Origin of the sequence: Microbulbifer sp. ARAS458-1 (genome assembly GCF_045348205.1) — a bacterium.
Lineage (GTDB): Bacteria > Pseudomonadota > Gammaproteobacteria > Pseudomonadales > Cellvibrionaceae > Microbulbifer.
Genome location: NZ_CP155838.1, coordinates 2,667,533 through 2,692,302 on the forward strand (window position 1 = coordinate 2,667,533; position 24,770 = coordinate 2,692,302).

Here is a 24,770-nt window from a genome sequence, read left to right on the forward strand (position 1 = left end):
GCGCCCGCCACCCAATCAAAAAGACCAGCCTCAAATGAGGCTGGTCTCATGACTGTCAAACTGTGGGACAGCAGTGGCTCTTGAGCCGCTTTTTTCGTTTCAGGCCGTATCAGGTGGATAAGCGAACTGCATGGATGACATCCTTACACTACTGGACCCCGACCGGGTTGAGTTTCCCTGCACCAGCACAGCGCTGGCAGACCCAAATGGACTGCTGGCCGTGGGCGGCGATCTGACCCCGGAATGGCTATTGGCGGCATATGCCAGGGGTATCTTCCCGTGGTTTTCCGACGACCAGCCAATTCTCTGGTGGTCACCCTCCCCACGTTGCATAGTCCGCCCTCAGACACTCAAATTTAGCCGCAGCCTGCGCAAGACTATTCGTCAACAGCGCTTCGAGATTACCTTTGACCAGGCATTTGAGGATGTACTGCATGGATGTGCTGCCCCACGGTCTGACGATTCAGGCACCTGGATCACAGATGACATGCGCTGGGCTTATACGGAGATGCACGCGCGCGGCCATGCGCATTCGGTAGAAGCCTGGCAAGACGGTCAGCTGGTTGGCGGCCTGTACGGGCTCAGTATTGGTCGAGTGTTTTTTGGGGAGTCCATGTTTCATCGGGCAGCGGATGCATCCAAGGTGGCCTTCGCCCATCTGGTACGCCAGCTCAGGCTGTGGGGCTGCGAACTGATCGATTGCCAGGTCAGCAATCCGCATCTCGTCAGCCTCGGCGCGGAAGAAGTGCCTCGAGATGAGTTTGAGCAATTGCTGGTAGAGGGCGTCACCCAGGCTTCATTTCCCCACCCCTGGCCCGCAAAAGCGGGCCCCGAACTATTTGCGGCCGACTAGCAGGTCAAAGAGCGGCGCAGAATGTTTGAGTTTTTGCTGACCACAAATTACCCTCGGGTCTAGTGATACCCATCAATTGGCGGAGAGAGGACAGGCGTGGCAAAGGCAGACCATATCCGTGTCGAGCAGGCGGCAGACCAGTGAGCCAATACTCTCAATTGGATTCCGTGCGCCTGTTGGCAACCATGCCGCACCCCTGCGGCTACCTGGATGGGCAGGAAGCCACAACAGTGTTTGTCGATCCGCAAACCACGGTGGACCAGCGCCTCTACAGTCGCCTGTCTGAACTTGGTTTTCGCCGTAGTGGCAACTACCTGTACCGCCCTCAGTGCACGAGCTGTCAGGCCTGTGTGCCCGCGCGGGTGCCGGTGGAGCTGTTTGTTCCGAATCGAAATCAGCGACGCTGCTGGCGTCGCAACCGGGACCTGGACGTGTTCCATCGGCAGGATATAGATACTGACGAGCACTACGCACTCTACGCGCACTATATCGAGCAGCGCCATCGTGATGGGGAGATGTACCCGCCCAGTCGCGAACAATTCCGCAGTTTTCTGAATAACGCATGGGGTAGTACACGGTACCTTGAGTTTCGAGCCCGTGACCGCCTGGTGGGGGTTGCGGTAACGGATGTGCTCAACGGCGGCGTATCCGCGATTTATACCTATTTTGACCCCGACGAGGTCAAGCGCAGCCTGGGTACATATGCGATCCTCTATCAGATCGAATGGACCCGTCGTCTCGGATTGCCAAGCCTGTATCTGGGTTACTGGATACGGCAGTGTGAAAAAATGGCTTACAAAAATCAGTTTCAGCCGCTGGAATACCTGGTGGACAACCGCTGGACTCTCAAGTCAGATCAGGCGGACTAACGCCCTCTCCCCCATTTATCCAGCAAATCCCGGATTCACTTGGCCTGCGGGCGCTTTTCGTGCAAAATGCACGCCCGTCGCACCGCCGGCTTTGGCGGAATAGCTAGTACACATCAATCAAAGGTTGCTGCCGCATGGCAAAAGACGATTACATTGAAATGGAAGGCGAGGTGATCGACACCCTGCCCAACACCACATTCCGCGTAAAACTGGAAAACGGACACGTGGTGATCGCGCATATCTCAGGCAAGATGCGCAAAAATTACATCCGTATTCTGACGGGTGACAAGGTCAAGGTAGAGCTGACCCCTTACGACCTGAGCAAGGGCCGCATCACCTACCGCGCCCGCTGATTGTCAGATAGCAATTTCTCGCGGAATTGCAGCTGCAATAAAAAAGCCACCTCATGAGGTGGCTTTTTGCGTTTCTGGGTGGCTGACCGAAGGTCAGTGGAGTGCCGGAACTGCAGTCCTGATCTTCAGCTGATCATCTTCGACGGTAACTTCAACCTTGCCACCGTCTTCCGAAAGCTCACCAAAGAGAACGGCTTCCGCCAGCGGCTTGCGCAGCTTCTCGCGAATCAGGCGGGCCATTGGCCGCGCCCCCATCTTCTCGTCGTAGCCGTTCACTGCCAGCCACTCGCGGGCTTCGTCGTCCACTTCCAGTGTCACGCGGGACTCGTCGAGCTGGGCTTGTAGCTCGACCACAAACTTATCGACCACTGTTTTCACTACGCCGATATCAAGCGCACCGAACTGGATGATGCTGTCGAGGCGGTTGCGGAACTCCGGAGTGAACATTTTCTTGATCTCCTCCATGCCGTCACTGCTGTGATCCTGATTGGCAAAGCCAATGGAGCGGCGACTCATGACTTCCGCGCCGGCATTGGTGGTCATGATCAGAATAACGTTGCGGAAATCTGCTTTGCGCCCGTTGTTATCGGTCAGCGTACCGTGATCCATTACCTGCAGTAGCAGGTTGAACACTTCCGGGTGTGCCTTCTCGATCTCATCCAACAGCACAACACTGTGGGGGTGCTTGGTGACCGCGTCAGTAAGCAGGCCACCCTGATCAAAACCAACGTAGCCTGGAGGGGCACCAATCAGACGGGAAACGGTATGGCGCTCCATATACTCAGACATATCGAAGCGAATCAGCTCAATACCCATAACCTGCGCTAGCTGGCGGCACAATTCGGTTTTACCTACACCGGTAGGGCCGGCAAACAGGAAGGAGCCAATGGGCTTCTCTTCTGCACCAAGCCCGGCGCGCGCCAATTTGATTGAGGTGCTGAGTGCCTCGATTGCCTGATCCTGTCCGAAAACAACCATTTTCAGGTTTTCGTCCAGCTTGGCGAGTGCTGCCTTATCCGACGCAGAGACGCTCTTGGCCGGGATGCGGGCCATTTTCGCGACCACGTTTTCAATTTCCGCGACAGTAATGGTGTCGGTTCGTTGGTCGGCGGGCAGCAGTGCCTGATAAGCACCCGCCTCATCAATTACGTCGATTGCCTTATCCGGTAGAAACCGTTCAGTAATATGACGGTTGGCGAGCTGCGCGGCAGCCTCAAGCGCCGAGTCGGTAAAGCGCACCTTATGGTGATCTTCGAAACAGGATTTCAGGCCCTGCAGAATTTGTACGGTTTCTTCGACTGACGGTTCGTGTACGTCAATTTTCTGAAAGCGACGGGAAAGCGCGCGGTCTTTCTCGAAGATGCCGCGGTATTCATTGAAGGTGGTTGAACCGATACAGCGCATCTGACCGCTGGACAGCAGTGGCTTCAGCAGGTTGGACGCATCCATTACGCCGCCAGATGCGGCGCCAGCACCGATTATGGTGTGAATCTCATCGATAAACAGAACCGCGTGCTCGCGTTTTTTCAGCTCCGCGAGCAGCGCCTTAAACCGCTTTTCAAAATCCCCGCGATACTTGGTGCCCGCAAGCAACGAACCCAGATCCAGCGAGTAAATGGTGCTTTCTTTTAGTGGCTCGGGTACTTCGCCATCTACGATTCGACGCGCGAGGCCTTCGGCGATTGCGGTCTTACCCACCCCGGATTCACCAACCAGCAATGGGTTGTTTTTACGCCGACGCGCCAGAACCTGGGTTACCCGCTCCACTTCCGGTGCGCGCCCGACCAGCGGATCAATGCGCCCCAGTATCGCTTCTTGGTTGAGGTTGGTGGCGTAGCTCTCAAGCGGATCTGAACCGCCCGACTCCGCGGCGCTGCCGAGATCCTCATCCACCTGCTCCGGAGAAGGATCGGGGTTATTGTGCGTGTTATTGCCACCCGAGCTTACGCGAGAAATACCGTGGGTGATATAGTTCACCACGTCAATGCGGGCGACGCTCTGCTGCTTCAGGTAATAAACTGCCTGACTTTCCTGCTCACAAAAGATGGCTACCAGCACATTGGCCCCGGTAACCTCTTTTTTGCCAGACGACTGTACGTGAAACACCGCGCGCTGAAGCACTCGCTGGAACCCCAGGGTGGGTTGAGTTTCACGCTCGGAATCATTTTCAGGAATAAGCGGCGTGGTTGAATCGACGAATTCGAGCAGCTCCCGGCGAAGTGCGCTCAGGTCTGCTCCACAGGCATGCAGGACATCTGCCGCAGATTCGTTGTCCAGCAGCGCCAGCAACAGGTGCTCAACGGTCATAAACTCGTGGCGTTTCGCCCGTGCACCTTTAAACGCTAGATTGAGCGTTACCTCTAAATCCTTGCTGAGCATCTAAACCTCAAAAACCTTACTGGCCAATGTCGTCCGGATTGTCGCTGAGTACACCCGGCATTCCTGAAGTGTTGCCGGTTTCCCGGCGGGTTTGATGTCACCGGCATACCCGCCAGCGATCTCGAAAGCCTCTTCAACCCTCCTCGCCGCGCTCGTCGCCTTCATCTGCTTCGATCTCGCACAGCAATGGATGTTCATTGTCCCGCGCAAATTGATTGACCTGCGCGGCCTTGGTCTCCGCTATATCTCGAGTATAGACACCGCAGATCGCTTTTCCCTTAGTGTGCACCTGCAACATCAGCTGAGTGGCGCGCTCACGATTCACGTAGAAAAAGAGTTCCAGTGCTTCGACGACAAACTCCATCGGTGTGTAATCGTCGTTGAGCATAACGACCTTGTACATCGGGGGGCGCTTGAGTTGTGGCCTGGCTTCCGCAAGTGCAGTGCCCCCGCTCCCCTCATGAAAATCAAAGTCGTCATTATCAGGACCTTGATTCGAGTGTAGTTTAATGATTTGTGAATTTCCCATAGCGCTAATCAATCAATCTTCAGGAATCAGTTCACAGTGCTGTCACCGAGTTTTCTCTCGCTCAACGCGAGCGATACCAGCAGCTCGGTATCAGTCACTGCGTTCAACATGGCAAGCGGGCATTGTAACCGCAAATGGTGTGCCGCACATTGCGTCGAATGGTATTCACTTGACAAGCTCTGGACTGTTGGCTACAAGAGATAGTAACCACGCCATGTGGTTAGCGAAGGTACATAAATAATCGTACAAATGATTTTGCACGAACCAATCAGCGCATGAAGCGCGATAACAATAATGACAACATGTATAGGCGGCCTGCAGTCGCCCCGGCAATATTAGAGGGATTTCGCCATGCCTACCGGCACCGTTAAGTGGTTCAATAACGCCAAGGGATATGGATTTATTCTTGCTGACGAAGGTGGAGAAGACCTGTTTGCGCACTATTCAGCGATCCAGATGGATGGGTATCGCACCCTGAAGGCTGGCCAGCAAGTGCAGTTCGACATCATTCAGGGTGACAAGGGTTACCATGCGGCGAATATCAGCGCCGTAGATGCATCCCGCGCGGCACCCAGCCCAGCGCCTGCTCCGCAGACTGAAGCGGTCAGGGAGCAGGAAGCCGAAGAAGTTCTGGACTAACGGCTTACTGCAGTGCGGCGGCTGTCGTCAGCTTCCGCGCCTCCCGAACGATCACTCTGGTGTTGACCAGAGCCCCTTCCGGCTCGTTCAGAGCCAAGTTCCCTCACGCCCATACAGTGGCACACTCGTTCCACAGTGAATGAGTGAAGCGGACTTATATTTCCCGACACAAGAATTAGACATAAAAAAGGCCCCGCACCTTTAGATGCGGGGCCTTTTTCATTTCAGCTCGACAATCAGGCCATGTGCTTGATTACTTCGTCGCCGAACTCAGAGCAGGATTTCAGCTCAGCGCCGTCCATCAGACGCTCGAAGTCATAGGTAACGGTCTTGGCTTCGATAGCGCCTTCCATACCTTTAACGACCAGCTCGGCCGCTTCGTTCCAGCCCAGGTGACGCAGCATCATTTCTGCAGACAGGATCAGGGACCCCGGGTTTACCTTGTCCTGACCAGCGTACTTCGGTGCAGTACCGTGGGTCGCTTCGAACAGGGCAACTTCGTCAGACAGGTTGGCACCTGGCGCGATACCGATACCGCCCACCTGCGCAGCCAGTGCGTCGGACAGGTAGTCGCCGTTCAGGTTCAGGGTGGCGATTACGTCGTACTCGGCCGGACGCAGCAGAATCTGCTGCAGCATGGCGTCGGCGATTACGTCCTTAACCACGATTTCCTTACCGGTGTTCGGGTTCTTGAAGCTGCACCAGGGGCCGCCATCGATCGGCTGAGCGCCGAACTCTTCACGGGCCAGCTCGTAGCCCCAATCGGCGAAGGCACCTTCGGTGAACTTCATGATGTTGCCTTTGTGCACCAGGGTCAGGGAGTCGCGGTCCTGATCAATGGTGTACTGCAGGGCTTTGCGCACCAGGCGCTTGGTGCCTTCTTCGGAAACTGGCTTGACACCGATACCCACTTCTTGCGGGAAGCGGATTTTCTTAACCCCCATTTCTTCCTGCAGGAACTTAACCACTTTCTTGGCTTCGTCGGTACCTGCTTTCCACTCGATACCGGCGTAGATGTCTTCGGAATTCTCACGGAAGATCACCATGTCAACTTTGTTCGGCTCTTTTACCGGAGAAGGTACACCGCTGAACCAGCGTACCGGACGCTGACATACGTACAGGTCCAGCTCCTGGCGCAGAGCAACGTTCAGGGAGCGGAAGCCGCCGCCTACTGGGGTGGTCAGCGGGCCTTTGATGCTGACAACGTATTCCTTGATGGCTTCCAGGGTTTCTGCCGGGAACCAGTCGCCGCTGTAGGTTTCAGCCGCTTTTTCACCGCAGAAGATTTCCATCCATGCGATGGCTTTTTCGTCGCTGTAGGCCTTGCTTACGGCAGCGTCGATCACTTTGCGCATTACCGGGGTGATATCCACGCCGATGCCGTCACCTTCGATAAACGGAATGATCGGGGTGTTCGGTACGTTCAGAGAACCATCTGCGTTGACTGTGACTTTTTCGCCGTTGGCCGGCACTTGGATATGACCCATTAAGTTGACTCCCGTAACTCTTTGACTAAACGTCCGGCTTTTTCGGGGAAATCTCGGCATAATGCACCAGAATTCCGCGGCCGGTCATGGTTGCCGCCCATTGTTTGCGCCGTTGCACACGCCGAGCTGGCTAAAAATCGGCGGGATTATACCAACATCCGCCTACTTTTGTAGTTTCATTACATCCGGTGCAGGATGACTCAGAATCAGGGCCACCACAGCGGGCATAACCAAGGCGCGAACATAGGACTGAGATGAGCAAACTGATCCTGCTGAACAAGCCCTACGGGGTACTCTGCCAGTTTACCGACCCGCAAGGCCGCCCGACCCTGGCCGACTTTGTGTCCGAGCCCGGTGTGTATGCGGCGGGCCGCCTGGATTTCGACTCAGAGGGACTGCTGTTACTGACCGCCGACGGGCAGCTGCAACACCGCATTGCTCACCCAAGCAACAAATTACCGAAAACCTACTGGGCGCAAGTAGAAGGTGAGATCACCGACGACGCCCTGCTGCGACTGTGTCATGGGGTTTCGCTGAAAGATGGCGATACCGCGCCGGCCCAGGCCCGAAGAATCCCGGCTCCCGACCTTTGGCAGCGCCATCCCCCGATCCGAGAGCGCAAATCCATTCCTACCTCGTGGGTCGAGTTGACCATCAGCGAGGGGCGAAATCGCCAGGTGCGGCGCATGACCGCCGCGGTAGGCTTCCCTACTCTGCGCCTGGTGCGGTGCTCGATTGGAAGCTGGCACCTCGATGGTCTGACACCCGGCGAATACCGTACGGAACAGGTAAAAATGCCTGCCACCCCGACCAAGCCCCGGAAATCCCACCGCGGACCACCGGCAGCCGCACGCGGCAAGCGGAATCCGCGCCGCGCACCAGGGGCCAGCCCTGCGCCGCGCAACGGCAAGCCACGCCGGTAACAATCCTATGAAGAGCTAGGCTGCTATAGGCTGGTTATAGATAGGAGCTAGTAGGAGCTAGTAGGAGCCAGAATCGGACCCGGCGGTCTGGGCTGCGCGTACAGGCGGTAGTGTTGGAGCATCAATCGCACGCTGCCCAGGGGAAATTGGTCACTGAACCCAATCGCAGGTAAAATGCGCCCCCATTTTCCCGTCCCAGTGTGGTTTTGCGGGGGGTGCGGGTTGAAATCCCGCCCTCCCCCCTCACTGAAAGACCCGGTATTTCATTCAGATTCGGTATCAGTAGTGTCTTTAACGCCTAAATCACCTCTACCTGCGGGTAAACGCGTCATCGTCGGCATGTCCGGCGGGGTCGACTCTTCCGTGGCCGCCCTATTGCTGCTCCAGCAGGGCTACCAGGTGGAAGGTCTGTTTATGAAAAACTGGGATGAAGACGACGGGACTGAGTACTGTACTGCCAAACAGGACCTGGCAGATGCAGAATCCGTTTGCGCGCGGCTCGGCATCAAGCTGCACACGGCGAACTTTGCTGCCGAATACTGGGACAACGTATTCGAGTATTTCCTGGCCGAGTACAAGGCTGGGCGGACCCCCAATCCTGACATTCTGTGTAACCGGGAAATCAAATTCAAAGTGTTTCTCGAATACGCAGAAATGCTTGGCGCCGACGCGATCGCTACAGGGCACTACACTCGTCGGATTGATCGCGACGGTCACACCTTTCTTGCCAAGGGGCTGGACCCAAACAAGGATCAGAGTTATTTCCTGCACGCCGTGGGCGAAGCGGAGTTTGCAAAGTCGCTGTTTCCCCTGGGTGAGCTTGAGAAGCCAGAAGTCCGTCGCATTGCGGAAGAGAACGGTTTTATCACCCACAGCAAGAAAGACAGCACCGGAATCTGCTTTATCGGTGAACGTCGCTTCAAGGATTTTCTTGAACAGTACCTGCCGGCGCAGCCCGGTGAGATGCAGACGCCAGACGGCGAAGTCATGGGTCAGCACGCGGGGTTGATGTACCACACTATCGGTCAGCGCCAGGGATTGGGAATTGGCGGCGTCAAAGGTGCCGGCGATCAGCCCTGGTATGTGGTTGGTAAAGATTTGACCCGAAATGTACTACTGGTTGCCCAGGGAAAGCATCACCCGCTTCTCTATGCTACAGGCCTGGAAGCCACCCAGGCACACTGGATTAATGGGGCTCCGCCGGCGCAAAAATTCCGGGCAACGGCAAAAACCCGTTATCGGCAGGATGACCAGGACTGCGAAGTGAGCCTGGGTGAAAATGGTCAACTTAGCATTGCCTTCGATCAACCCCAGCGTGCCGTAACACCGGGCCAGTCGGTGGTGATTTACCAGGGGGAGATCTGTCTTGGCGGCGCCGTCATCGACTCGGCCACCGGCGTTGGCGATGTAGAGAGTGATGGCCCCGAACACGCTCCGAGACCGAGACGTAAGCCGATAGCCAATCAATCTGCAGGGAGCGACTTTTGAGTAATTGGCGAGATCAAGCGCTGGCTCTGGCTGGTGTATTCCAATCAGCAATTCTCGTTGAGCGGCTGGCCAAAACGGGCACAGCCCCCGCCGACCAGATGGAAACAGCGATCTACAGTCTGTTTCAGCAGAACCCCGAAACTACGGAGGATGTGTTCGGCGGTGTCGAGAAGCTATTGCCCGGACTGCGCGCCGCGCGACAGCTGATTGCCACACGCAATCACCCGGAATACACCGACTGTCTGCGCTACGTGCTGTCGATACTGTACCTGCAACGACAGCTGGCGAAGAAACCAGACTTGCTATCTATTATTGGCAGCCGCCTGGAAAAGGCGCAGTTACAGATGGACCATTTCGGAATTGGCCATGAAAACGTGTACGCCAACCTGGCCAGTATTTATAGCGATACTCTGAGCACCTTCCGTTTCCGTATTCAGGTCCTCGGCGATTTCAATTTTCTGCAACAACAGCGTATTGCCAACCAGATTCGCACCATGTTGTTTGCCGGCGTCCGCTCTGCCATGTTGTGGCGCCAGCTGGGCGGTCGTCGCTTACACCTGCTATTCCAACGGAAAAAACTGATCGCCGAAATGGATGCATTGATATCCAAATACGAATCCCTGGAACACTGATTTTTCACGTTTACGCCGGACGCCTGATCCGGCAAGAGCTCACTACCGGAGAGACACAATGACTGTCGAGCTATCCGCACTGACCGCGGTTTCCCCCATTGATGGACGCTACGAAAGCAAAACCGCTCCCCTGCGCGATATTTTCAGCGAATACGGCCTGATCCGCGCGCGCGTGGAAGTTGAAGTGCGCTGGCTGCAACAACTTGCCCGCCATGAAAAAATTAACGAAGTGCAACCTTTCACCGGTAACAGTAATCAGATTCTGGATGACATCGTTGCCAAGTTTTCGGTAGAAGATGCCGAGCGTATCAAGGAAATCGAACGCACCACCAATCACGACGTGAAGGCGGTGGAGTACTTCCTGAAAGAAAAAGTGAAAGGCGACGAACAGCTGAATGCTGTGAGCGAGTTTATTCACTTCGCGTGCACCTCTGAAGACATCAACAACCTGTCCCACGCGCTGATGCTGCGTGCCGGCCGCGATCAGGTGTTGCTACCCGCAATGAATCAGATTGTCAGTGAGATCGCGACACTGGCAAAAAACTTTGCCGACGTCCCTATGCTGTCGCGCACCCACGGCCAGACTGCCAGCCCCACCACGGTTGGTAAAGAACTGGCCAACGTGGTTGCGCGTCTGCGCCGCCAGGTAAAGCAGATTCACGAAGTGGAACTGCTGGGTAAAATCAATGGCGCCGTGGGCAACTACAACGCGCACCTGTCTGCCTACCCGGATGTGGACTGGCAACAGAACGCCGAGGAGTTCGTGACCTCTCTCGGCCTTTCCTGGAACCCCTACACCACCCAGATAGAACCTCACGACTATATTGCCGAATTGTTCGATGCTATTGCGCGCTTCAACACCATCCTGATCGACTTCGATCGCGATATCTGGGGCTACATCTCTCTCGGTTACTTCAAGCAGAAAGTGGTTGCCGGCGAAGTGGGCTCGTCCACAATGCCGCACAAGGTGAACCCCATCGACTTCGAGAACTCTGAGGGCAACCTGGGGATCGCCAATGCCGTTTTCCAGCACCTGGCGGCCAAGCTGCCGGTTTCCCGCTGGCAGCGGGACCTGACCGACTCCACCGTGCTGCGCAATATGGGTGTGGGTGCTGGCTATTCCGTGATTGCCTACGCGGCCACCATGAAGGGCTTGGGCAAACTGGAAATCAACCGCGCACGCCTGGAAGAAGATCTGAACAACGCCTGGGAAGTTCTGGCTGAGCCGATCCAGACCGTTATGCGCCGCTACAACATCGAAGAGCCCTACGAGAAGCTGAAGGCGCTGACCCGCGGTCAGGGCATCACTAAAGAAACCCTGGCGGCGTTTATCGATGGCCTGGATATGCCGGAAGAAGCCAAGCAGTCTCTGCGCGAGATGACCCCAGCTTCCTACATCGGTAATGCCGTGGCCCAAGCCAACAATATCTAAATTCCAGAAAACGACCGGGAGCGTAGCATGTCAGCGTCGGGCCAGAATACAGCAGTACAACCTCTGACCCACCTGGGCGATATGCCGGTGGAGACTTTTTTGCGGGATTACTGGCAAAAAAAACCTCTGCTCATTCGCAATGCGTTTCCCGGGTTCGAAACCCCCATTACCGGCGAAGAACTCGCTGGTATGGCGCTGGAAGAACAGATTGAATCCCGTCTGATCGAAGAGCGCGGTGCAGATGGCCCCTGGCAACTGCGCAGTGGCCCCTTCACCGAAGAAGACTTTTTCGGACTGCCGAAATCCCACTGGACGCTGCTGGTGCAGGCGGTGGATCAGTGGATTCCGGAAGTGGCGGAACTCAAAGATCACTTTCGCTTTATCCCGGACTGGCGTCTCGATGACGTGATGATCAGTTACGCCGCCGATCAGGGCAGCGTCGGTCCCCATTACGATTTCTACGACGTGTTCCTGCTGCAGGCAGAAGGCGTGCGACGCTGGCAACTGGGCCCCAAGGCGGATGCCAGCAGCCCGCGGGTAGATGGCACACCGCTGAATATCCTGCGCGACTTTGAGGCCGAAGCCAGCTGGGAGCTGGAGCCCGGCGATATGCTCTATCTGCCGCCGCAGTTCAGCCACTGGGGTGTAGCCGAGGGTGGCTGCACCACCATCTCTATTGGCTTCCGCGCCCCGTCAGCGCGCACCTTGCTGGAAGACCTGGGCGGCGAACTGGCCGCGCATCTGCCCGAGCATATTCGCTACAGTGACCAGGATCTCGCCCTGCCCGCGAACCCTGCAGAAATAGACCCGGCCACGGTCGCCCGCGTCCAGGGACAACTCAGTGAATGGCTGAAGCAGCCGGAAACCATCGCCCGCTGGTTTGGCGCCATCATGACGGAATCCAAATACCCGGAAACGGTCGCCCTGGATGCCGGCAGCGCGGAAGACTGGCGCGAGCAACTGGAGGAAGGTGGCACCCTGATTTTGAATCCGGGGTCCCGCAGCGCTTTCTCCCGCCATCCGGAACTACTGTTCGTTGACGGTGAGCCCTTCCCTGCCCCGTTACTATTTGCGGAAGCCTTTTGCGATTGCCGCACTATCGCCAGTCTCGATATCTCAGCATATCCGCAACTGGCCATGGAAAATGGCTTGATCGACCAACTGGTTTCTCAGGGCAGTCTCATTTACCCTGAGCAACTCGAATACGACGATCAGGATGATGAGTAGGAGTTCGCTTCATGAGTCTGTTTGTACGCCTCGCTGATTGGCAGACGGACCGGGATGCCATTCGCAGTATCCGCCAGAAGGTCTTTGTGGAAGAGCAGCAGGTGCCACCCGAACTGGAGTGGGATGAACTGGAGGAATCTGCCCAGCACTTTCTCGTGTATCACGAAAACAAGCCCATCGGCACAGGCCGCCTGACGGATGGGGGCAAGATTGGTCGTATGGCGATTCTGAAGGATGCCCGGGGTCTCGGTGCGGGCCTTGAGCTATTGCGTCGAATCTGCAAATTTGCCGCTCTTTCCGGGCAAAAAAATGTGTACCTGAATGCCCAGGTACAGGCCATCCCCTTCTACGAACGCGCTGGCTTTGTCGCTGCCGGGGAAGAGTTTATGGAGGCGGGTATTCCACACCTGCGCATGGAGCGCACCCTCAACGAGAAAGAACCTTGCGCAAACCTCGATGACTGGAACCGCTGACCGACGCAAACAGCTTCAGGCAGGTGCCTCGCCGAATTGCACCGCCGCAGTTGAGCTGGACAACAGCAGTGCCTGTGCACAGGCGCTCGTCCAGCTGCTATCTGAGAGTCGCCGCCGTGTGCGAATATTTTCGCAACACCTTGCACGTCCCCTCTACCATCAAAAAGATTGCGTCGAAGCGCTGTCTCAGTTCGCCCGTCGCAGCCGTCACGCACGCGTAGAAATTCTGATTACTGACAGTGATCCGCTGCTGCGCCAGCCGCATCTGCTTGTCCCTTTGATACAGCGACTCGATAGCCGTATCAGTTTGCGGAAAATACAGAACAGTAGTGAGCCCAGCGATTGGGAATTTGCGATTGCCGACGACCGCCAAAGCCTGATGATCGTCGACGCGCATCAGTGGATTGGCCAGCACCGCGCCGACGACCCGGTGAGAAACCGCAAGCTGCAGGATGTATTTGAGCAGAGCTGGCTGAATGCGCGCCCAGACCCCGCCTTTCGACGCTTCGTGCTCTAGCGCACCCCACTTGGAACGACAGGGATCTACGGTTCCATCAACCTACTCAAGTAGAAGCCCCGCGGTAACGGGGCTATGTATTTTCAACAAGCATGTGCCGTGACAGACAGGCGCCTATCGCTGGCTTGCTTTGAACTCGCGACGGCGGCGATGTAATACCGGCTCGGTGTAGCCGTTGGGCTGAGCGCAGCCATCAAACACTAGTTCACAAGCGGCCTGGAATGCAATGCTACGATCAAACTCAGGCGCCATCGGACGATATGCTGGGTCCGATGCATTCTGACGATCCACCACGGCTGCCATGCGCTCCATGGTTTCCCGCACTTGCGCCTCTGTACATATGCCCTGCTTCAGCCAGTTGGCGATATGTTGCGATGAAATCCGTAATGTCGCGCGATCCTCCATCAGTCCGACATCGTTGATGTCCGGCACCTTCGAGCAGCCAACCCCCTGGTCGATCCAGCGCACCACGTACCCGAGGATACCCTGTGCGTTATTATCCAATTCGCGCTGTATTTCAGCATCACTCCAACCGGGGCTCTCTGCGACAGGCACCGTGAGGATGTCGTCAAGACTCGCACGCTGGCGGCTTGCCAACTGGTCCTGAACGTCTGCCACCTTGACCTGGTGATAGTGAAGCGCATGCAGGGTAGCGGCTGTCGGGGAAGGAACCCAGGCTGTATTGGCACCCGCTTTGGGGTGTCCGATCTTGGCTTCCATCATCGCCGCCATCTGATCGGGAATCGGCCACATGCCTTTTCCTATCTGCGCGCGCCCCTTCAGACCTGTGGCGAGCCCGATATCAACGTTCGAGTCTTCGTAAGCGGCTATCCATTTCGACTGTTTCATTTCGCCCTTGCGGATCATCGGGCCAGCCAGCATCGAGGTATGGATTTCGTCGCCCGTACGGTCGAGGAATCCGGTATTGATGAAGACCACCCGCTCCTGCGCTGCGGCGATACAGGCCTTGAGGTTCACCGTGGTACGCCGCTCCTCATCCATTATGCCCATTTTGAGCGTATTGCGTGCAAGTCCGAGGGCGTCTTCAACCCGATTAAACAGAGTATTTGCAAACGCAACTTCTTCGGGGCCGTGCATTTTGGGCTTCACGATGTAGACACTGCCGGTGCGGGAATTACGTATTGGACCTTCGCTGCGTAAATCGTGCATCGCAATGAGGCTGGTAATCATCGCGTCGAGGATGCCCTCTGGCACCTCGTTGCCGTCCGTGTCGAGGACTGCGTCATTGGTCATGAGGTGGCCCACATTACGCACGAACATCAGGCTGCGCCCCGGCAGAGTGAACTCGCCACCTTCAGCGCCCTTGTAATCCCGGTCGGGGTTCAGGGTGCGCACCACGTCGCGGCCACCCTTTTTCAGTGTTTCCCGCAGGTCACCTTTCATCAAGCCCAGCCAATTGCGGTAAACGATGACCTTGTCTTCCGCGTCCACTGCGGCAACCGAATCTTCGCAATCCATAATGGTGGTCAGCGCCGCTTCCATAAGGATGTCTTTTATCCCGGCGCTATCTGTTTTCCCAATGGGGCTGTCGCGATCGATCTGGATCTCGAAATGTAGACCGTTGTGCTCCAGCAGGATGGCTTCCGGTGTATCTTGGGCACCGCGATAGCCGCGATACTGGCGACTGTTTTGCAGGGTTGATACTTTGCCGTTTTGCAACTCGGCTTCCAGCAGAGACCCGTTGATCCGGTACGCCGACACGTTCCTGTGGCTGGCGCCATTCAGCGGTGCCGCCTCATCGAGAAAATCCCGTCCGAACTCTATTACTTTACCGCCGCGTACCGGGTTGTATTCTGCGGATTTCTCCGCGCCATCAGCCTCACCGATTACGTCAGTGCCATATAGCGCATCGTAAAGGCTTCCCCAGCGCGCATTGGCCGCGTTCAGCGCATAGCGCGCATTCATGACCGGCACTACCAGTTGTGGACCAGCCATTGAAGCGATTTCCGTATCCACGTTTTCAGTTTTTGCACTGAAGTCGGTCGGTTCGTCTACCAGGTAGCCAATTTCTTTCAGAAAGGATTTGTAATGATCGAGGTCACGATACCCTCTCGGGTTGTCAGCGTACCACTGGTCCATCTGCGCCTGAATCTGATCGCGTTTAGCCAGCAAATCACGATTGACCGGTGCCAGGTCGTTGACGATTTTCTCGAATTCCGCCCAGAACGCTTCCTCTTTGACACCGGTACCCGGAATCACTTCATTCGCGATCAATGCGTGCAGTTCTGTGGCGATCTGCAGACCGCCGATACGGACTCTTTCCGTCATGGTTGACCTCTTGGTACTGGTGGAGTGCTGCGGCATTCTAAACATGGCAACACTCATATCACTAATTTATCGCTGGAATCTTCACTATTCGGGAAATGAATTTTACTCTAGGCAGCCTATAGCTGTCGGCCCACATCCAGAATCAATCGGCGCATCCAGCGGTGGGGGGCGCTCTGCTGAAGCAATGGGCTCCAGGCCATTTTCAGCTCCAGGGGCGGTATTTTCAGAGGGGGCTCGCGCAGAACTACCCGCGGATTACTCGACGCCAACTGGGCCATTCGTGTCGGTACAGTGACGATCAGGTCACTCTGCTCCGCGAGCAACATGGCAACCTGATAGTGGCGCGTAAATACAGAAATGTCGCGCTTGCGCCCGAGTCGGCCGATGGCCTCATCTACCCAGCCCAGGCGTTGCACATCTTCGGGATTAACTCCCACGCCAACGCCCATACCGGTTTTACTGACCCAGATGTGCTGGGCCCCCAGATAACTCTCAAGATTGTAGTCCTGCAATATCGGGTTATCTGCACGCATCACGCAGGAAAAGCTATCGCTCCAGATGGTGGCCTGGTGAAAGCTCTGGGGCATGGAGTCAAATCGGTTGATCACCATATCCACCTTGCCCTGCTCAACATCCACGAAACTCACGTCCGACGGGGTCATGATGTCTAGACTGATACCGGGAGCCCCTACCCGCAACTGTTTAAGTAAGGGAGGGATCAATGTGGATTCAGCGTAGTCGCTCGCCATGATCCGGAAGGTGCGGCGAGCATCCGAAGGTGTGAAATCCCGATTGGGCTGGATAACCTGATCAATGGCGGCGAGCGCCTCTCGCACCATGGGTTGCAGTTCCATGGCCCGTTCGGTGGGCATCATGCCCTCGCGGGTACGCACCAGCAGTGGGTCTCCAAACAGTTCGCGCAGGCGCTTCAATCCATTGCTCATGGCGGGCTGCGATAACCCCAGATGACTCGCCGCACGGGTCACGTTGCGTTCCCGTAACAGTACGTCCAGGTATACCAGGAGGTTGAGATCGGCTCTTTCCAGATTCATCGGCACACTCTCTACCGGGCTTCTTTTCCCGGTGGTTTGTTGTGGTTTTTTGGGCGCTCCGGTCATCTATTCACGCTTTGTATAGTGAGAATAATGACAATAAATTAGCCAAATTATGCCAGCACTCCTAGGATACGCACAACCTATTCGCAGTCACCGTTCAAGGGAAAATTGCCATGTCTAGCTACGCAAAAGAGATCGAAACAGCCGCTAAGCTGTGTGACGCCAACGGCAGCACCTGGGATGCCATCAGCCCGGAATCTGTTGCCCGCATGCGCTTGCAAAACAAGTTCAAAACCGGCCTGGATATCGCGCGTTACACCGCAGACATCATGCGCAAGGACATGGAGGCTTACGATCAGGACACCTCCAAATACACCCAGTCTCTGGGATGCTGGCACGGATTTATCGGCCAGCAAAAAATGATTTCCATCAAAAAACATTTTGAAGGGAATACCGATCGGCGCTACCTGTACCTGTCCGGATGGATGGTTGCTGCCCTGCGCAGTGAATTCGGCCCCCTGCCCGACCAGTCCATGCACGAGAAAACCTCGGTAGCCGCGCTGATCGAAGAGCTCTATACCTTTCTGCGTCAGGCGGATGCTCGCGAACTGGGCGGTTTGTTCCGTGAACTGGATGCGGCCCGTGAAGCAGGAGATCAGTTGAAGGCCAAGGCCATCCAGAACCAGATCGACAATCACGTGACCCATGTGGTACCGATTATCGCGGACATTGATGCGGGCTTTGGTAATGCTGAAGCGACCTACCTGTTGGCCAAGAAAATGATCGAGGCGGGCGCCTGCTGTATTCAGATCGAGAACCAGGTTTCCGACGAGAAACAATGTGGCCACCAGGACGGTAAGGTTACCGTGCCGCATGAAGACTTCCTGGCGAAGATTCGCGCAGTGCGTTATGCCTTCTTAGAATTGGGCGTCGATAATGGTGTTATCGTTGCCCGCACGGATTCTCTGGGGGCGGGTCTGACCAAGCAGATCGCGGTTACCAAAGAACCGGGCGACCTGGGTGATCAGTACAACAGCTTCCTGGATTGTGAAGAAATTGCGCCGTCGGACCTGAAAAATGGCGATGTGGTTATCAACCGGGAAGGTAAACTGCTGCGTCCGAAGCGCCTGGCTTCCAACCTCTTCCAGTTCCGCAAGGGCACCGGTGAAGCGCGCTGCATTCTCGACAGTGTGACTTCCCTGCAAAACGGTGCCGATCTGATCTGGATCGAAACCGAAAAGCCGCACGTTCGCCAGATTGGCGCCATGATGGACGAGATTCGCAAGCAGGTACCAAACGCGAAACTGGTGTACAACAACAGCCCATCGTTCAACTGGACACTGAACTTCCGCCAGCAGGTGTTCGATGCCTGGAAAGAAGAAGGCAAAGACGTTTCTGCGTACGATCGTGACAATCTGATGAGTGCAGAGTACGACGACTCCGAACTGTCCAAAGCCGCGGACGAGAAAATCCGCACTTTCCAGGCGGACGCGTCTCGCGAGGCGGGTATCTTCCACCACCTCATCACTCTGCCCACCTACCACACTGCGGCATTGTCTACCGACAACCTGGCCAAAGAGTACTTCGGTGAAAAGGGCATGCTTGGTTACGTTGAAGGCGTACAGCGCAAGGAAATTCGCCAGGGCATCGCCTGCGTGAAGCACCAGAACATGGCCGGCTCGGATATGGGCGATGACCATAAAGAGTACTTTGCCGGTGAAGCAGCGCTGAAAGCGGCCGGTAAGGACAATACGATGAATCAATTTGGCTGAGCCGATTCACCTCTATCCCTGAGAATCGTTTCATTCACTTCCGGGCCGCATAGCGGCCCTTTTTTGTGCCTTAAAAACCTGTTTCTGCTTCAGTCACCGCTTTCCCGGTCAAGTCGCACGCTGGACCCCACTGTTCAGATACGGTCATCGAACATTGGCGGAAAAATGAACTAGGCTTTTAGTCTGATCACGCAATCTGTTCGCGGCGCTTATGTCTATTGAGTCTCCTGTCAATGGTTATGTCCTCGTCCTCAATTGTGGGAGTTCATCACTCAAATTTGCACTGATTGATCCCTCCAATGGTGATGTCACCCTCAGTGGTATCGGCGATGCTCTGGGGCAGGAAGAACCGGTGGTCAGCTGGGAAGTGCACGGGGAACGGCAGTCACATCCCCTTTCGGCAGGTGCCCGCAACACAGAAGCCATCCAGTATCTTGTGGACGAGATACTGCACTCTGCGAGTAATCTGCTTCAGCGTATTATCGCTATTGGTCATCGTGTGGTACACGGCGGTGAAACATTTTCCGGTTCCGTGCTGATTGATGACTCGGTAATCCGTGCAATACGGGACTGCGTTGCCCTGGCACCGTTGCATAATCCAGCGCATTTACTCGGAATTGAAGCGGCGACCAAGGCCTTTCCCGATTTACCCCAGGTTGCAGTTTTTGATACCGCCTTTCACCAATCCATGCCTCGGTATGCTTACATCTACGCCCTGCCCTACGCCCTGTATCGCGACCACGGAATCCGGCGCTACGGCATGCATGGTACCAGCCACCGTTTTGTCACCGACCGCGCGGCAAAACTTCTTGCGATACCCATCGAAAAAATCAATCTTATCTCTGCTCACCTGGGTAACGGTGCTTCCATAACTGCCATCGCGAGTGGAAAAAGCGTGGACACCAGCATGGGGCTTACGCCACTGGAAGGCTTGGTGATGGGCACCCGTAGTGGTGACGTGGATCCGGGGCTACTTATGCACCTCGGCGCCCGGATGGACTATTGCCTGAAAGAGATCAATGACCTGCTAAACAAGCAAAGCGGACTGCTGGGTATTTCTGAGCTCAGCAACGACTGTCGCACCCTGGAGCGGGCGGCGGCCGATGGACACGAGGGAGCGCAGCTTGCGCTGGATATCTTCTGTTATCGTCTCAGTAAATATATTGCTGCGTATCATGGCGTGCTACCAAGCGTTCATGCTGTAGTCTTCACCGGCGGTATCGGTGAGAACTCTTCCCTGATTCGGGAGAAAGTTCTGCAACAGCTCAGCGGGCTTGGATATTGTGTGAACCACACCGCGAATGAAAAGATGCGGTTTGGTGCCGAGGGAACAATTCACAAAGAAAGTGGCCTGCAGCCCGATAGGCCTGTGATGGTGATTCCCACCAATGAAGAGTGGGTCATCGCACAGGATGCCGCGCGGTTGATAGCACACATCGAGGGGCCCTGAGAATGCCCCGTACGATAATGCTGGTGCCGATAAGTGCCGGTGTCGGTATTACCTCGGTCAGCCTCGGAATTCTGCGCGCGTTAGAGCGGGATGGCATCAGCGTAAGCTTTTATAAGCCGATTTCCGAAGCGGTAAAACATGAGCGCAATCGAGACCGAAGCAATGAGATCCTTCGAAGGGCATCAAATCTGAAAGTGCCCGAATCTTTCAGTATGCAACACGCGGAGTCGATGATTGGTCATGACGACCTGGCAGACCTGCTGGAAGAAGTGCTGTCCCGTTATAACGATCACGCGCATAAGGCCGATGTTGCGATTGTCGAGGGCCTGGTGCCCAATGCCGAGAACCAATTTGCCAGCCTGCTGAATCTGCAGATAGCAAAGACCCTGGATGCAGAAATCGTTCTTGTGGTATGCCCCGAACTGGATTCAATCCAGCAGTTGAAAGATCGACTGGAAGTTGCCTTGACCACATTTGATGGCGCCAGCTCCGGGCGGGTGGTGGGCTGTATCGTAAACAAGGTAGGAGCTCCCTCTCAGGTCCCGGACGCGCCGGGGGCAGATATTACTGGGGTATTCGAGGGCCCACGAGTACGTCGTGGGAGCCTCGAAATTCTGTCTCTGTTTGGCAAGAGTCCACTGCCGATTATCGGGTGCATTCCCTGGAATGCCGAGCTGGTCGCACCAAGAGCGAAAGACCTCGCGGACCACTTCCAGGCAGAAATCATTAACTACGGTGAACTGGAGAGTCGACGACTGCACAGTGTGACCTTCTGTTCCCGCTCCTTGGGTAATATGATCTACCGATTTGAGCCGGGTTCCATGCTGGTGTCCTCGGGGGATAGGCCCGATGTCATAGTCGCAGCCTGCCTTGCGGCAATGAACGGCATCAAGATTGGCTGTCTATTGCTGACCGGTGGTTACCACATTGAGTCACAGGTCCGTAAGCTGTGCGCACCGGCGATGGAAACCGGCTTACCTGTGATACTGGTACAGAGCAATACCTGGCAGACTGCGCTGCAGCTGCAATCCTTCAACACTGAAACACCCACCGACGACATAGAGCGCATAGAAAAAGTACAGGATTTCATCGCTGGTCATCTCGACAATCACTGGCTGGAGTCACTGGGCAAAGATTCCAATCGACCGCGGCGTCTTTCTCCCCCCGCGTTTCGTTACTACCTGACCGAGCTGGCGAGACGTGCCAACAAGCGGATTGTGCTGCCGGAGGGCGATGAGCCGCGTACAGTGAAAGCGGCACTTGTTTGCGCCGAGCGCGGCATAGCGCGCCCGGTGCTGCTCGGTGACCCAAAGGAGATTCACCGTGTGGCGGAGCAACAGGGAATTGCCCTCGCCGACAAGGTCGAAATCATTGACCCAGAGAGCGCCCGCAACAAATATGTGGACGCGATGGTTGAGCTCCGCAAAAACAAAGGACTCACCGAAATCGTCGCCAAAGAGCAACTGCAGGACAACGTGGTACTCGGTACTATGATGCTGGCCGAGGGTGAGGTTGACGGACTGGTTTCCGGTGCCGTGCATACCACCGCGAACACCATTCGCCCTGCGTTACAACTGATTAAAACCGCACCTGGTGCGTCCCTGGTCTCATCCGTGTTCTTTATGCTTCTGCCGGATCAGGTGCTTGTCTACGGAGACTGCGCGATCAACCCGGACCCAGATGCAGAGGAGCTCGCAGATATCGCCATTCAGTCTGCGGATTCCGCCGAGGCGTTCGGAATCGAGCCCCGGGTAGCCATGATCAGCTATTCCACCGGTACGTCAGGGTCCGGTAGTGACGTCGATAAAGTGCGAGAAGCAACCCGATTGGCTCAGAATAAAAGACCGGACCTTGTCATTGATGGTCCACTGCAATACGACGCCGCCATTATGGAAAATGTCGCCAAAAAGAAAGCGCCAGATAGCCCGGTGGCTGGCCGTGCGACGGTATTTATTTTTCCGGATCTGAACACCGGCAATACAACTTACAAGGCGGTACAGCGCAGTGCGGATCTTATTAGTATCGGCCCTATGCTTCAGGGAATGCGCAAGCCCGTCAACGACCTGTCCCGCGGAGCCCTCGTCGATGACATTGTATATACCATTGCACTAACCGCTATTCAGGCGAGCCAGCAAAATGCCTGACTTCGGCGGAGGGTACCCTGGTACACATCACGCGCTCACAGTGTCAACACTCACAGCAGTCTCCCCCAGAGGACGCCGCTCGTCGTAGAACCGGACCAGTGCGCCAGCCACGACATAGGCCTCAAGGCGATGCTCAAAGGTATCGGTACGGTTGAAGCCCATACGTTTCAGACAAGCGTGGATTGATTGAAATTCTGAGGCCTCACTCTTACAGGCTTTCAACCCTTTGCGAAGAATGGGCCACAGCTCCCAGAGCTTACGCCCTTCTTCTTTGACTGCTTTCAGAGCCACGGCGAGTCGCGCCTCTTCTTCAGTCAAATCGGTGCCCAGTGGGTAATACGGCAGCAGGCTGAGCCGGTGCCCCTGTCCAAACACGGCGTGTAGTTTTTCCGGTGTATTATTGGTAAAGGGTTTGGGAATACAGCAGTCGGCTTCTACCTTTCCCGCATCCCGGGCCTTGCCCAGCAACTCGTGTTGAAAACGGGAATCGGTGATGCACAGCATCGCTACAATCACATCGCGATCGGTCTTGCCCCGAAGATCCGCCACGCCGTATTCGGTTACCACAATATCTCGCAAATGCCGGGGAATTGTGCAGTGGGGATACTCCCACACGATGTTGCTGCAAACACGACCGCCAGAGTGGCGTGTACTGGGTACGGCAATGATGGAGCGCCCCCCGGGTAGTCCGTGCGCCTGTGCGACGAAGTTATACTGCCCCCCCACTCCACTGACGACCTTGCCATCTTCAAGGCCATCGGAGATGACCGCTCCATTTAGCGTCACCATCATTGCAGAATTGACGAAGCGAGCATGCTGTCGCTGGGCAATCTTGAGCTCGGAGCTCTTAAGCATGTCATTGATATAGTCGATGGCGGTCATATTGATTCCCGCCATATCACCAGTCGGCATCGTCCGCAGGCGCTCGTAAAGCCGGGTAGACCCCAGGTAAAAACCACCGTGCAACCAGGTGCCGCCTTTTATGGCGTTCCCTTCACAGGTACCAAGCAACCGCTTTCGGCCGCTGGACGAATGGAGATCACATTCCTCCATTTCGCCCCCCTCATCGAGGAAGCGGTGTCCGCGCCAACTGTAGGATGGATCGACAATACCCACCTCTTGTAGAAATCGTGTATCCCCTTCACTCAGTGGGCTCTTGATTCTACCGACATCACGTAGTGCCAATAGCAGTGCCTCATCAACGGTCTCTGACACCCGCCCCTCATTCAGGAGTTTTTGAAGCGCGGTATCAGGATAGACATTGCGCACCAGTACTCCGGCATCGCGCAGATGAAAGAAGCCTTCCGGAACCATTTCACTGGCACCGTACAAGCCTCGCTGGAATCGACCGGTCTCCAGAGGTAGATGACAGATGGTTGAAGGAGACTCGGCCTGTAGCGCCTCGAGAATATCGATAAAGTCGGTGTTTTTACGTTGGCGCAGCGCCAGAACATGGCATACCGCATCACCCAATGCGCCGATACCGACCTGCAATGTGCCGCCATCTTTCACCAGTGCGGCAATATGAAATGCCAATGCATACTCCGTCAGACGAACCGGTGCATTGGGCGCAGGAAAGATTTCCTGGTCAAAAACGTCGCCAGCGAGCAAAAAATCGAACTTACTCGCCGGAACACGTGCATCGCCTCCGACAAATGGAAGCTGAGGGTTAATCTCACCAACCATTGTGATATGGCCATAACGGCGCTCCTCGGCGAGCGCAAGCAACGGCAGAGTGAGATCTGGGTTGGAGCTCAAACTCAGATCACCAGAATCGTCCGGTGCCGGAGTCACCATTTGCGCAACCACATTGACACCCCGGTCGAGAAGGTCTCGGGGTACATGGGTGTAGTTTGAGCTCACATAACTCTGTTGGGCGTTGGGTGAGTTAAGGAAACTCCCAGGTTGCATGAAGAATTCACATACTTCGACATTTTTCGGTAACAGCCCACGTCGACGCGCCTGATTGTAGGCAAGGTCCTGATAGTCGGAATAAAGTCGGTCCAGCAGTGGCTGTACAAATCGCCGTTCCAGCTCGCTATGGCCGGATGGTCGCTCCAGTGTCAGCGCAGTAAAAATCGTCAGGGAAATTTCGGGATCCACTTCGGCCCGTGCGTACAGGGCATTAGCAAAATGATTCGCCTTGCCAATGCCCAGCGGTAGCCCCAGAACGATGCGTTTGCCAACTTTTTCCAAAACCGCATCAACACAGGCCTCTGCCCTGTCAAAGCAATCCGGGGCTGAAACATTAGATGCCAT

The 24,770-nt window shown here is 55.7% G+C and carries 20 protein-coding genes; 14 read left to right on the forward strand and 6 right to left on the reverse strand.

Annotation, left to right across the window (positions count from 1 at the left end; translation table 11 throughout):
• The first annotated feature begins 130 nt into the window (after window positions 1-130).
• From aat to infA, 3 genes are all read left to right on the forward strand, one after another.
• Window positions 131-853, forward strand: coding sequence for a leucyl/phenylalanyl-tRNA--protein transferase (aat, locus tag AAFH99_RS11035; protein ID WP_197023744.1), 723 nt, complete (start codon window positions 131-133; stop codon window positions 851-853).
• A gap of 140 nt (window positions 854-993) precedes the next feature.
• Window positions 994-1,722, forward strand: coding sequence for an arginyltransferase (locus AAFH99_RS11040; protein WP_043316250.1), 729 nt, complete (start codon window positions 994-996; stop codon window positions 1,720-1,722).
• Window positions 1,723-1,856: 134 nt separating this feature from the next.
• Window positions 1,857-2,075, forward strand: coding sequence for a translation initiation factor IF-1 (gene infA / locus AAFH99_RS11045; RefSeq protein ID WP_010130378.1), 219 nt, complete (start codon window positions 1,857-1,859; stop codon window positions 2,073-2,075).
• Window positions 2,076-2,168: 93 nt separating this feature from the next.
• Here infA and clpA read toward each other — a convergent pair whose 3' ends face one another.
• Together clpA and clpS are read right to left on the reverse strand one after the other, a co-directional pair.
• The gene (gene clpA, locus AAFH99_RS11050) at window positions 2,169-4,454 is read right to left on the reverse strand and encodes an ATP-dependent Clp protease ATP-binding subunit ClpA (protein ID WP_406827764.1); all 2,286 of its coding nucleotides are present in this window, start codon (window positions 4,452-4,454) and stop codon (window positions 2,169-2,171) included.
• A 133-nt stretch (window positions 4,455-4,587) separates the two neighbouring features.
• A complete protein-coding gene (gene clpS, locus AAFH99_RS11055; RefSeq protein WP_043316243.1) occupies window positions 4,588-4,983 on the reverse strand; it encodes an ATP-dependent Clp protease adapter ClpS in 396 nt (131 codons plus the stop codon).
• 351 nt (window positions 4,984-5,334) lie between these two features.
• On the opposite strand from clpS, the gene cspD reads away from it, so the two are divergent.
• Entirely contained in the window at window positions 5,335-5,622 is a 288-nt protein-coding gene (gene cspD, locus AAFH99_RS11060) for a cold shock domain-containing protein CspD (protein WP_043316241.1), read from the forward strand.
• Window positions 5,623-5,858: 236 nt separating this feature from the next.
• Here cspD and icd read toward each other — a convergent pair whose 3' ends face one another.
• Window positions 5,859-7,109 carry an NADP-dependent isocitrate dehydrogenase gene (icd, locus tag AAFH99_RS11065; protein ID WP_043316239.1) on the reverse strand — a complete coding sequence of 417 codons (1,251 nt, stop codon included), beginning with the start codon at window positions 7,107-7,109 and terminating at the stop codon, window positions 5,859-5,861.
• Window positions 7,110-7,363: 254 nt separating this feature from the next.
• On the opposite strand from icd, the gene AAFH99_RS11070 reads away from it, so the two are divergent.
• From AAFH99_RS11070 to AAFH99_RS11100, 7 genes are all read left to right on the forward strand, one after another.
• Window positions 7,364-8,032: a pseudouridine synthase gene (locus tag AAFH99_RS11070; RefSeq protein ID WP_406827765.1), complete on the forward strand. Its 669-nt coding sequence runs from the start codon at window positions 7,364-7,366 to the stop codon at window positions 8,030-8,032.
• Between the two features lie 285 nt (window positions 8,033-8,317).
• Window positions 8,318-9,520 carry a tRNA 2-thiouridine(34) synthase MnmA gene (mnmA, locus tag AAFH99_RS11075; RefSeq protein WP_043316236.1) on the forward strand — a complete coding sequence of 401 codons (1,203 nt, stop codon included), beginning with the start codon at window positions 8,318-8,320 and terminating at the stop codon, window positions 9,518-9,520.
• A complete protein-coding gene (hflD, locus tag AAFH99_RS11080; protein WP_043316234.1) occupies window positions 9,517-10,152 on the forward strand; it encodes a high frequency lysogenization protein HflD in 636 nt (211 codons plus the stop codon). Before mnmA ends, hflD begins: the two co-directional genes overlap by 4 nt.
• Before the next feature lie 58 nt (window positions 10,153-10,210).
• Complete coding sequence (gene purB / locus AAFH99_RS11085; RefSeq protein ID WP_043316232.1) at window positions 10,211-11,584, forward strand: adenylosuccinate lyase; 1,374 nt, start codon at window positions 10,211-10,213, stop codon at window positions 11,582-11,584.
• Window positions 11,585-11,611: 27 nt separating this feature from the next.
• Complete coding sequence (locus AAFH99_RS11090; RefSeq protein ID WP_043316230.1) at window positions 11,612-12,811, forward strand: cupin domain-containing protein; 1,200 nt, start codon at window positions 11,612-11,614, stop codon at window positions 12,809-12,811.
• An 11-nt stretch (window positions 12,812-12,822) separates the two neighbouring features.
• On the forward strand, window positions 12,823-13,284 hold the full coding sequence (locus AAFH99_RS11095; RefSeq protein ID WP_043316229.1) for a GNAT family N-acetyltransferase: 462 nt from the start codon (window positions 12,823-12,825) through the stop codon (window positions 13,282-13,284).
• Entirely contained in the window at window positions 13,268-13,801 is a 534-nt protein-coding gene (locus AAFH99_RS11100) for a hypothetical protein (protein ID WP_043316227.1), read from the forward strand. Before AAFH99_RS11095 ends, AAFH99_RS11100 begins: the two co-directional genes overlap by 17 nt.
• 114 nt (window positions 13,802-13,915) lie before the next feature.
• Here AAFH99_RS11100 and AAFH99_RS11105 read toward each other — a convergent pair whose 3' ends face one another.
• Both AAFH99_RS11105 and AAFH99_RS11110 read right to left on the reverse strand, forming a co-directional pair.
• Window positions 13,916-16,090 carry a malate synthase G gene (locus tag AAFH99_RS11105; RefSeq protein ID WP_406827766.1) on the reverse strand — a complete coding sequence of 725 codons (2,175 nt, stop codon included), beginning with the start codon at window positions 16,088-16,090 and terminating at the stop codon, window positions 13,916-13,918.
• 116 nt (window positions 16,091-16,206) lie between these two features.
• Complete coding sequence (locus AAFH99_RS11110) at window positions 16,207-17,142, reverse strand: LysR family transcriptional regulator (RefSeq protein WP_043316222.1); 936 nt, start codon at window positions 17,140-17,142, stop codon at window positions 16,207-16,209.
• A 176-nt stretch (window positions 17,143-17,318) separates the two neighbouring features.
• Between AAFH99_RS11110 and AAFH99_RS11115 the strand changes: the two genes are divergently transcribed.
• The 3 genes from AAFH99_RS11115 to pta all read left to right on the forward strand — a co-directional run bounded on the left by AAFH99_RS11115 (window position 17,319) and on the right by pta (window position 22,511).
• On the forward strand, window positions 17,319-18,917 hold the full coding sequence (locus tag AAFH99_RS11115; RefSeq protein WP_043316221.1) for an isocitrate lyase: 1,599 nt from the start codon (window positions 17,319-17,321) through the stop codon (window positions 18,915-18,917).
• A gap of 211 nt (window positions 18,918-19,128) precedes the next feature.
• Window positions 19,129-20,367, forward strand: coding sequence for an acetate kinase (locus tag AAFH99_RS11120; RefSeq protein ID WP_043316219.1), 1,239 nt, complete (start codon window positions 19,129-19,131; stop codon window positions 20,365-20,367).
• Between the two features lie 2 nt (window positions 20,368-20,369).
• Entirely contained in the window at window positions 20,370-22,511 is a 2,142-nt protein-coding gene (pta, locus tag AAFH99_RS11125; protein ID WP_043316217.1) for a phosphate acetyltransferase, read from the forward strand.
• 27 nt (window positions 22,512-22,538) lie between these two features.
• On the opposite strand, the gene AAFH99_RS11130 is transcribed toward pta, so the two are convergent.
• Entirely contained in the window at window positions 22,539-24,770 is a 2,232-nt protein-coding gene (locus AAFH99_RS11130) for an acetyl-CoA hydrolase/transferase C-terminal domain-containing protein (RefSeq protein ID WP_406827767.1), read from the reverse strand.

Bases quoted from the DNA above. Each gene is read 5' to 3' on its own strand.
- aat (WP_197023744.1), top strand. From the start codon at position 131: ATGGATGACATCCTTACACTACTGGACCCCGACCGGGTTGAGTTTCCC.
- infA (WP_010130378.1), top strand. From the start codon at position 1,857: ATGGCAAAAGACGATTACATTGAAATGGAAGGCGAGGTGATCGACACC.
- clpA (WP_406827764.1), bottom strand. From the start codon at position 4,454: ATGCTCAGCAAGGATTTAGAGGTAACGCTCAATCTAGCGTTTAAAGGT.
- clpS (WP_043316243.1), bottom strand. From the start codon at position 4,983: ATGGGAAATTCACAAATCATTAAACTACACTCGAATCAAGGTCCTGAT.
- cspD (WP_043316241.1), top strand. From the start codon at position 5,335: ATGCCTACCGGCACCGTTAAGTGGTTCAATAACGCCAAGGGATATGGA.
- icd (WP_043316239.1), bottom strand. From the start codon at position 7,109: ATGGGTCATATCCAAGTGCCGGCCAACGGCGAAAAAGTCACAGTCAAC.
- AAFH99_RS11070 (WP_406827765.1), top strand. From the start codon at position 7,364: ATGAGCAAACTGATCCTGCTGAACAAGCCCTACGGGGTACTCTGCCAG.
- purB (WP_043316232.1), top strand. From the start codon at position 10,211: ATGACTGTCGAGCTATCCGCACTGACCGCGGTTTCCCCCATTGATGGA.
- AAFH99_RS11090 (WP_043316230.1), top strand. From the start codon at position 11,612: ATGTCAGCGTCGGGCCAGAATACAGCAGTACAACCTCTGACCCACCTG.
- AAFH99_RS11095 (WP_043316229.1), top strand. From the start codon at position 12,823: ATGAGTCTGTTTGTACGCCTCGCTGATTGGCAGACGGACCGGGATGCC.
- AAFH99_RS11100 (WP_043316227.1), top strand. From the start codon at position 13,268: ATGACTGGAACCGCTGACCGACGCAAACAGCTTCAGGCAGGTGCCTCG.
- AAFH99_RS11105 (WP_406827766.1), bottom strand. From the start codon at position 16,090: ATGACGGAAAGAGTCCGTATCGGCGGTCTGCAGATCGCCACAGAACTG.
- AAFH99_RS11110 (WP_043316222.1), bottom strand. From the start codon at position 17,142: ATGAATCTGGAAAGAGCCGATCTCAACCTCCTGGTATACCTGGACGTA.
- AAFH99_RS11115 (WP_043316221.1), top strand. From the start codon at position 17,319: ATGTCTAGCTACGCAAAAGAGATCGAAACAGCCGCTAAGCTGTGTGAC.
- AAFH99_RS11120 (WP_043316219.1), top strand. From the start codon at position 19,129: ATGTCTATTGAGTCTCCTGTCAATGGTTATGTCCTCGTCCTCAATTGT.
- pta (WP_043316217.1), top strand. From the start codon at position 20,370: ATGCCCCGTACGATAATGCTGGTGCCGATAAGTGCCGGTGTCGGTATT.
- AAFH99_RS11130 (WP_406827767.1), bottom strand. From the start codon at position 24,770: ATGGCATCTAATGTTTCAGCCCCGGATTGCTTTGACAGGGCAGAGGCC.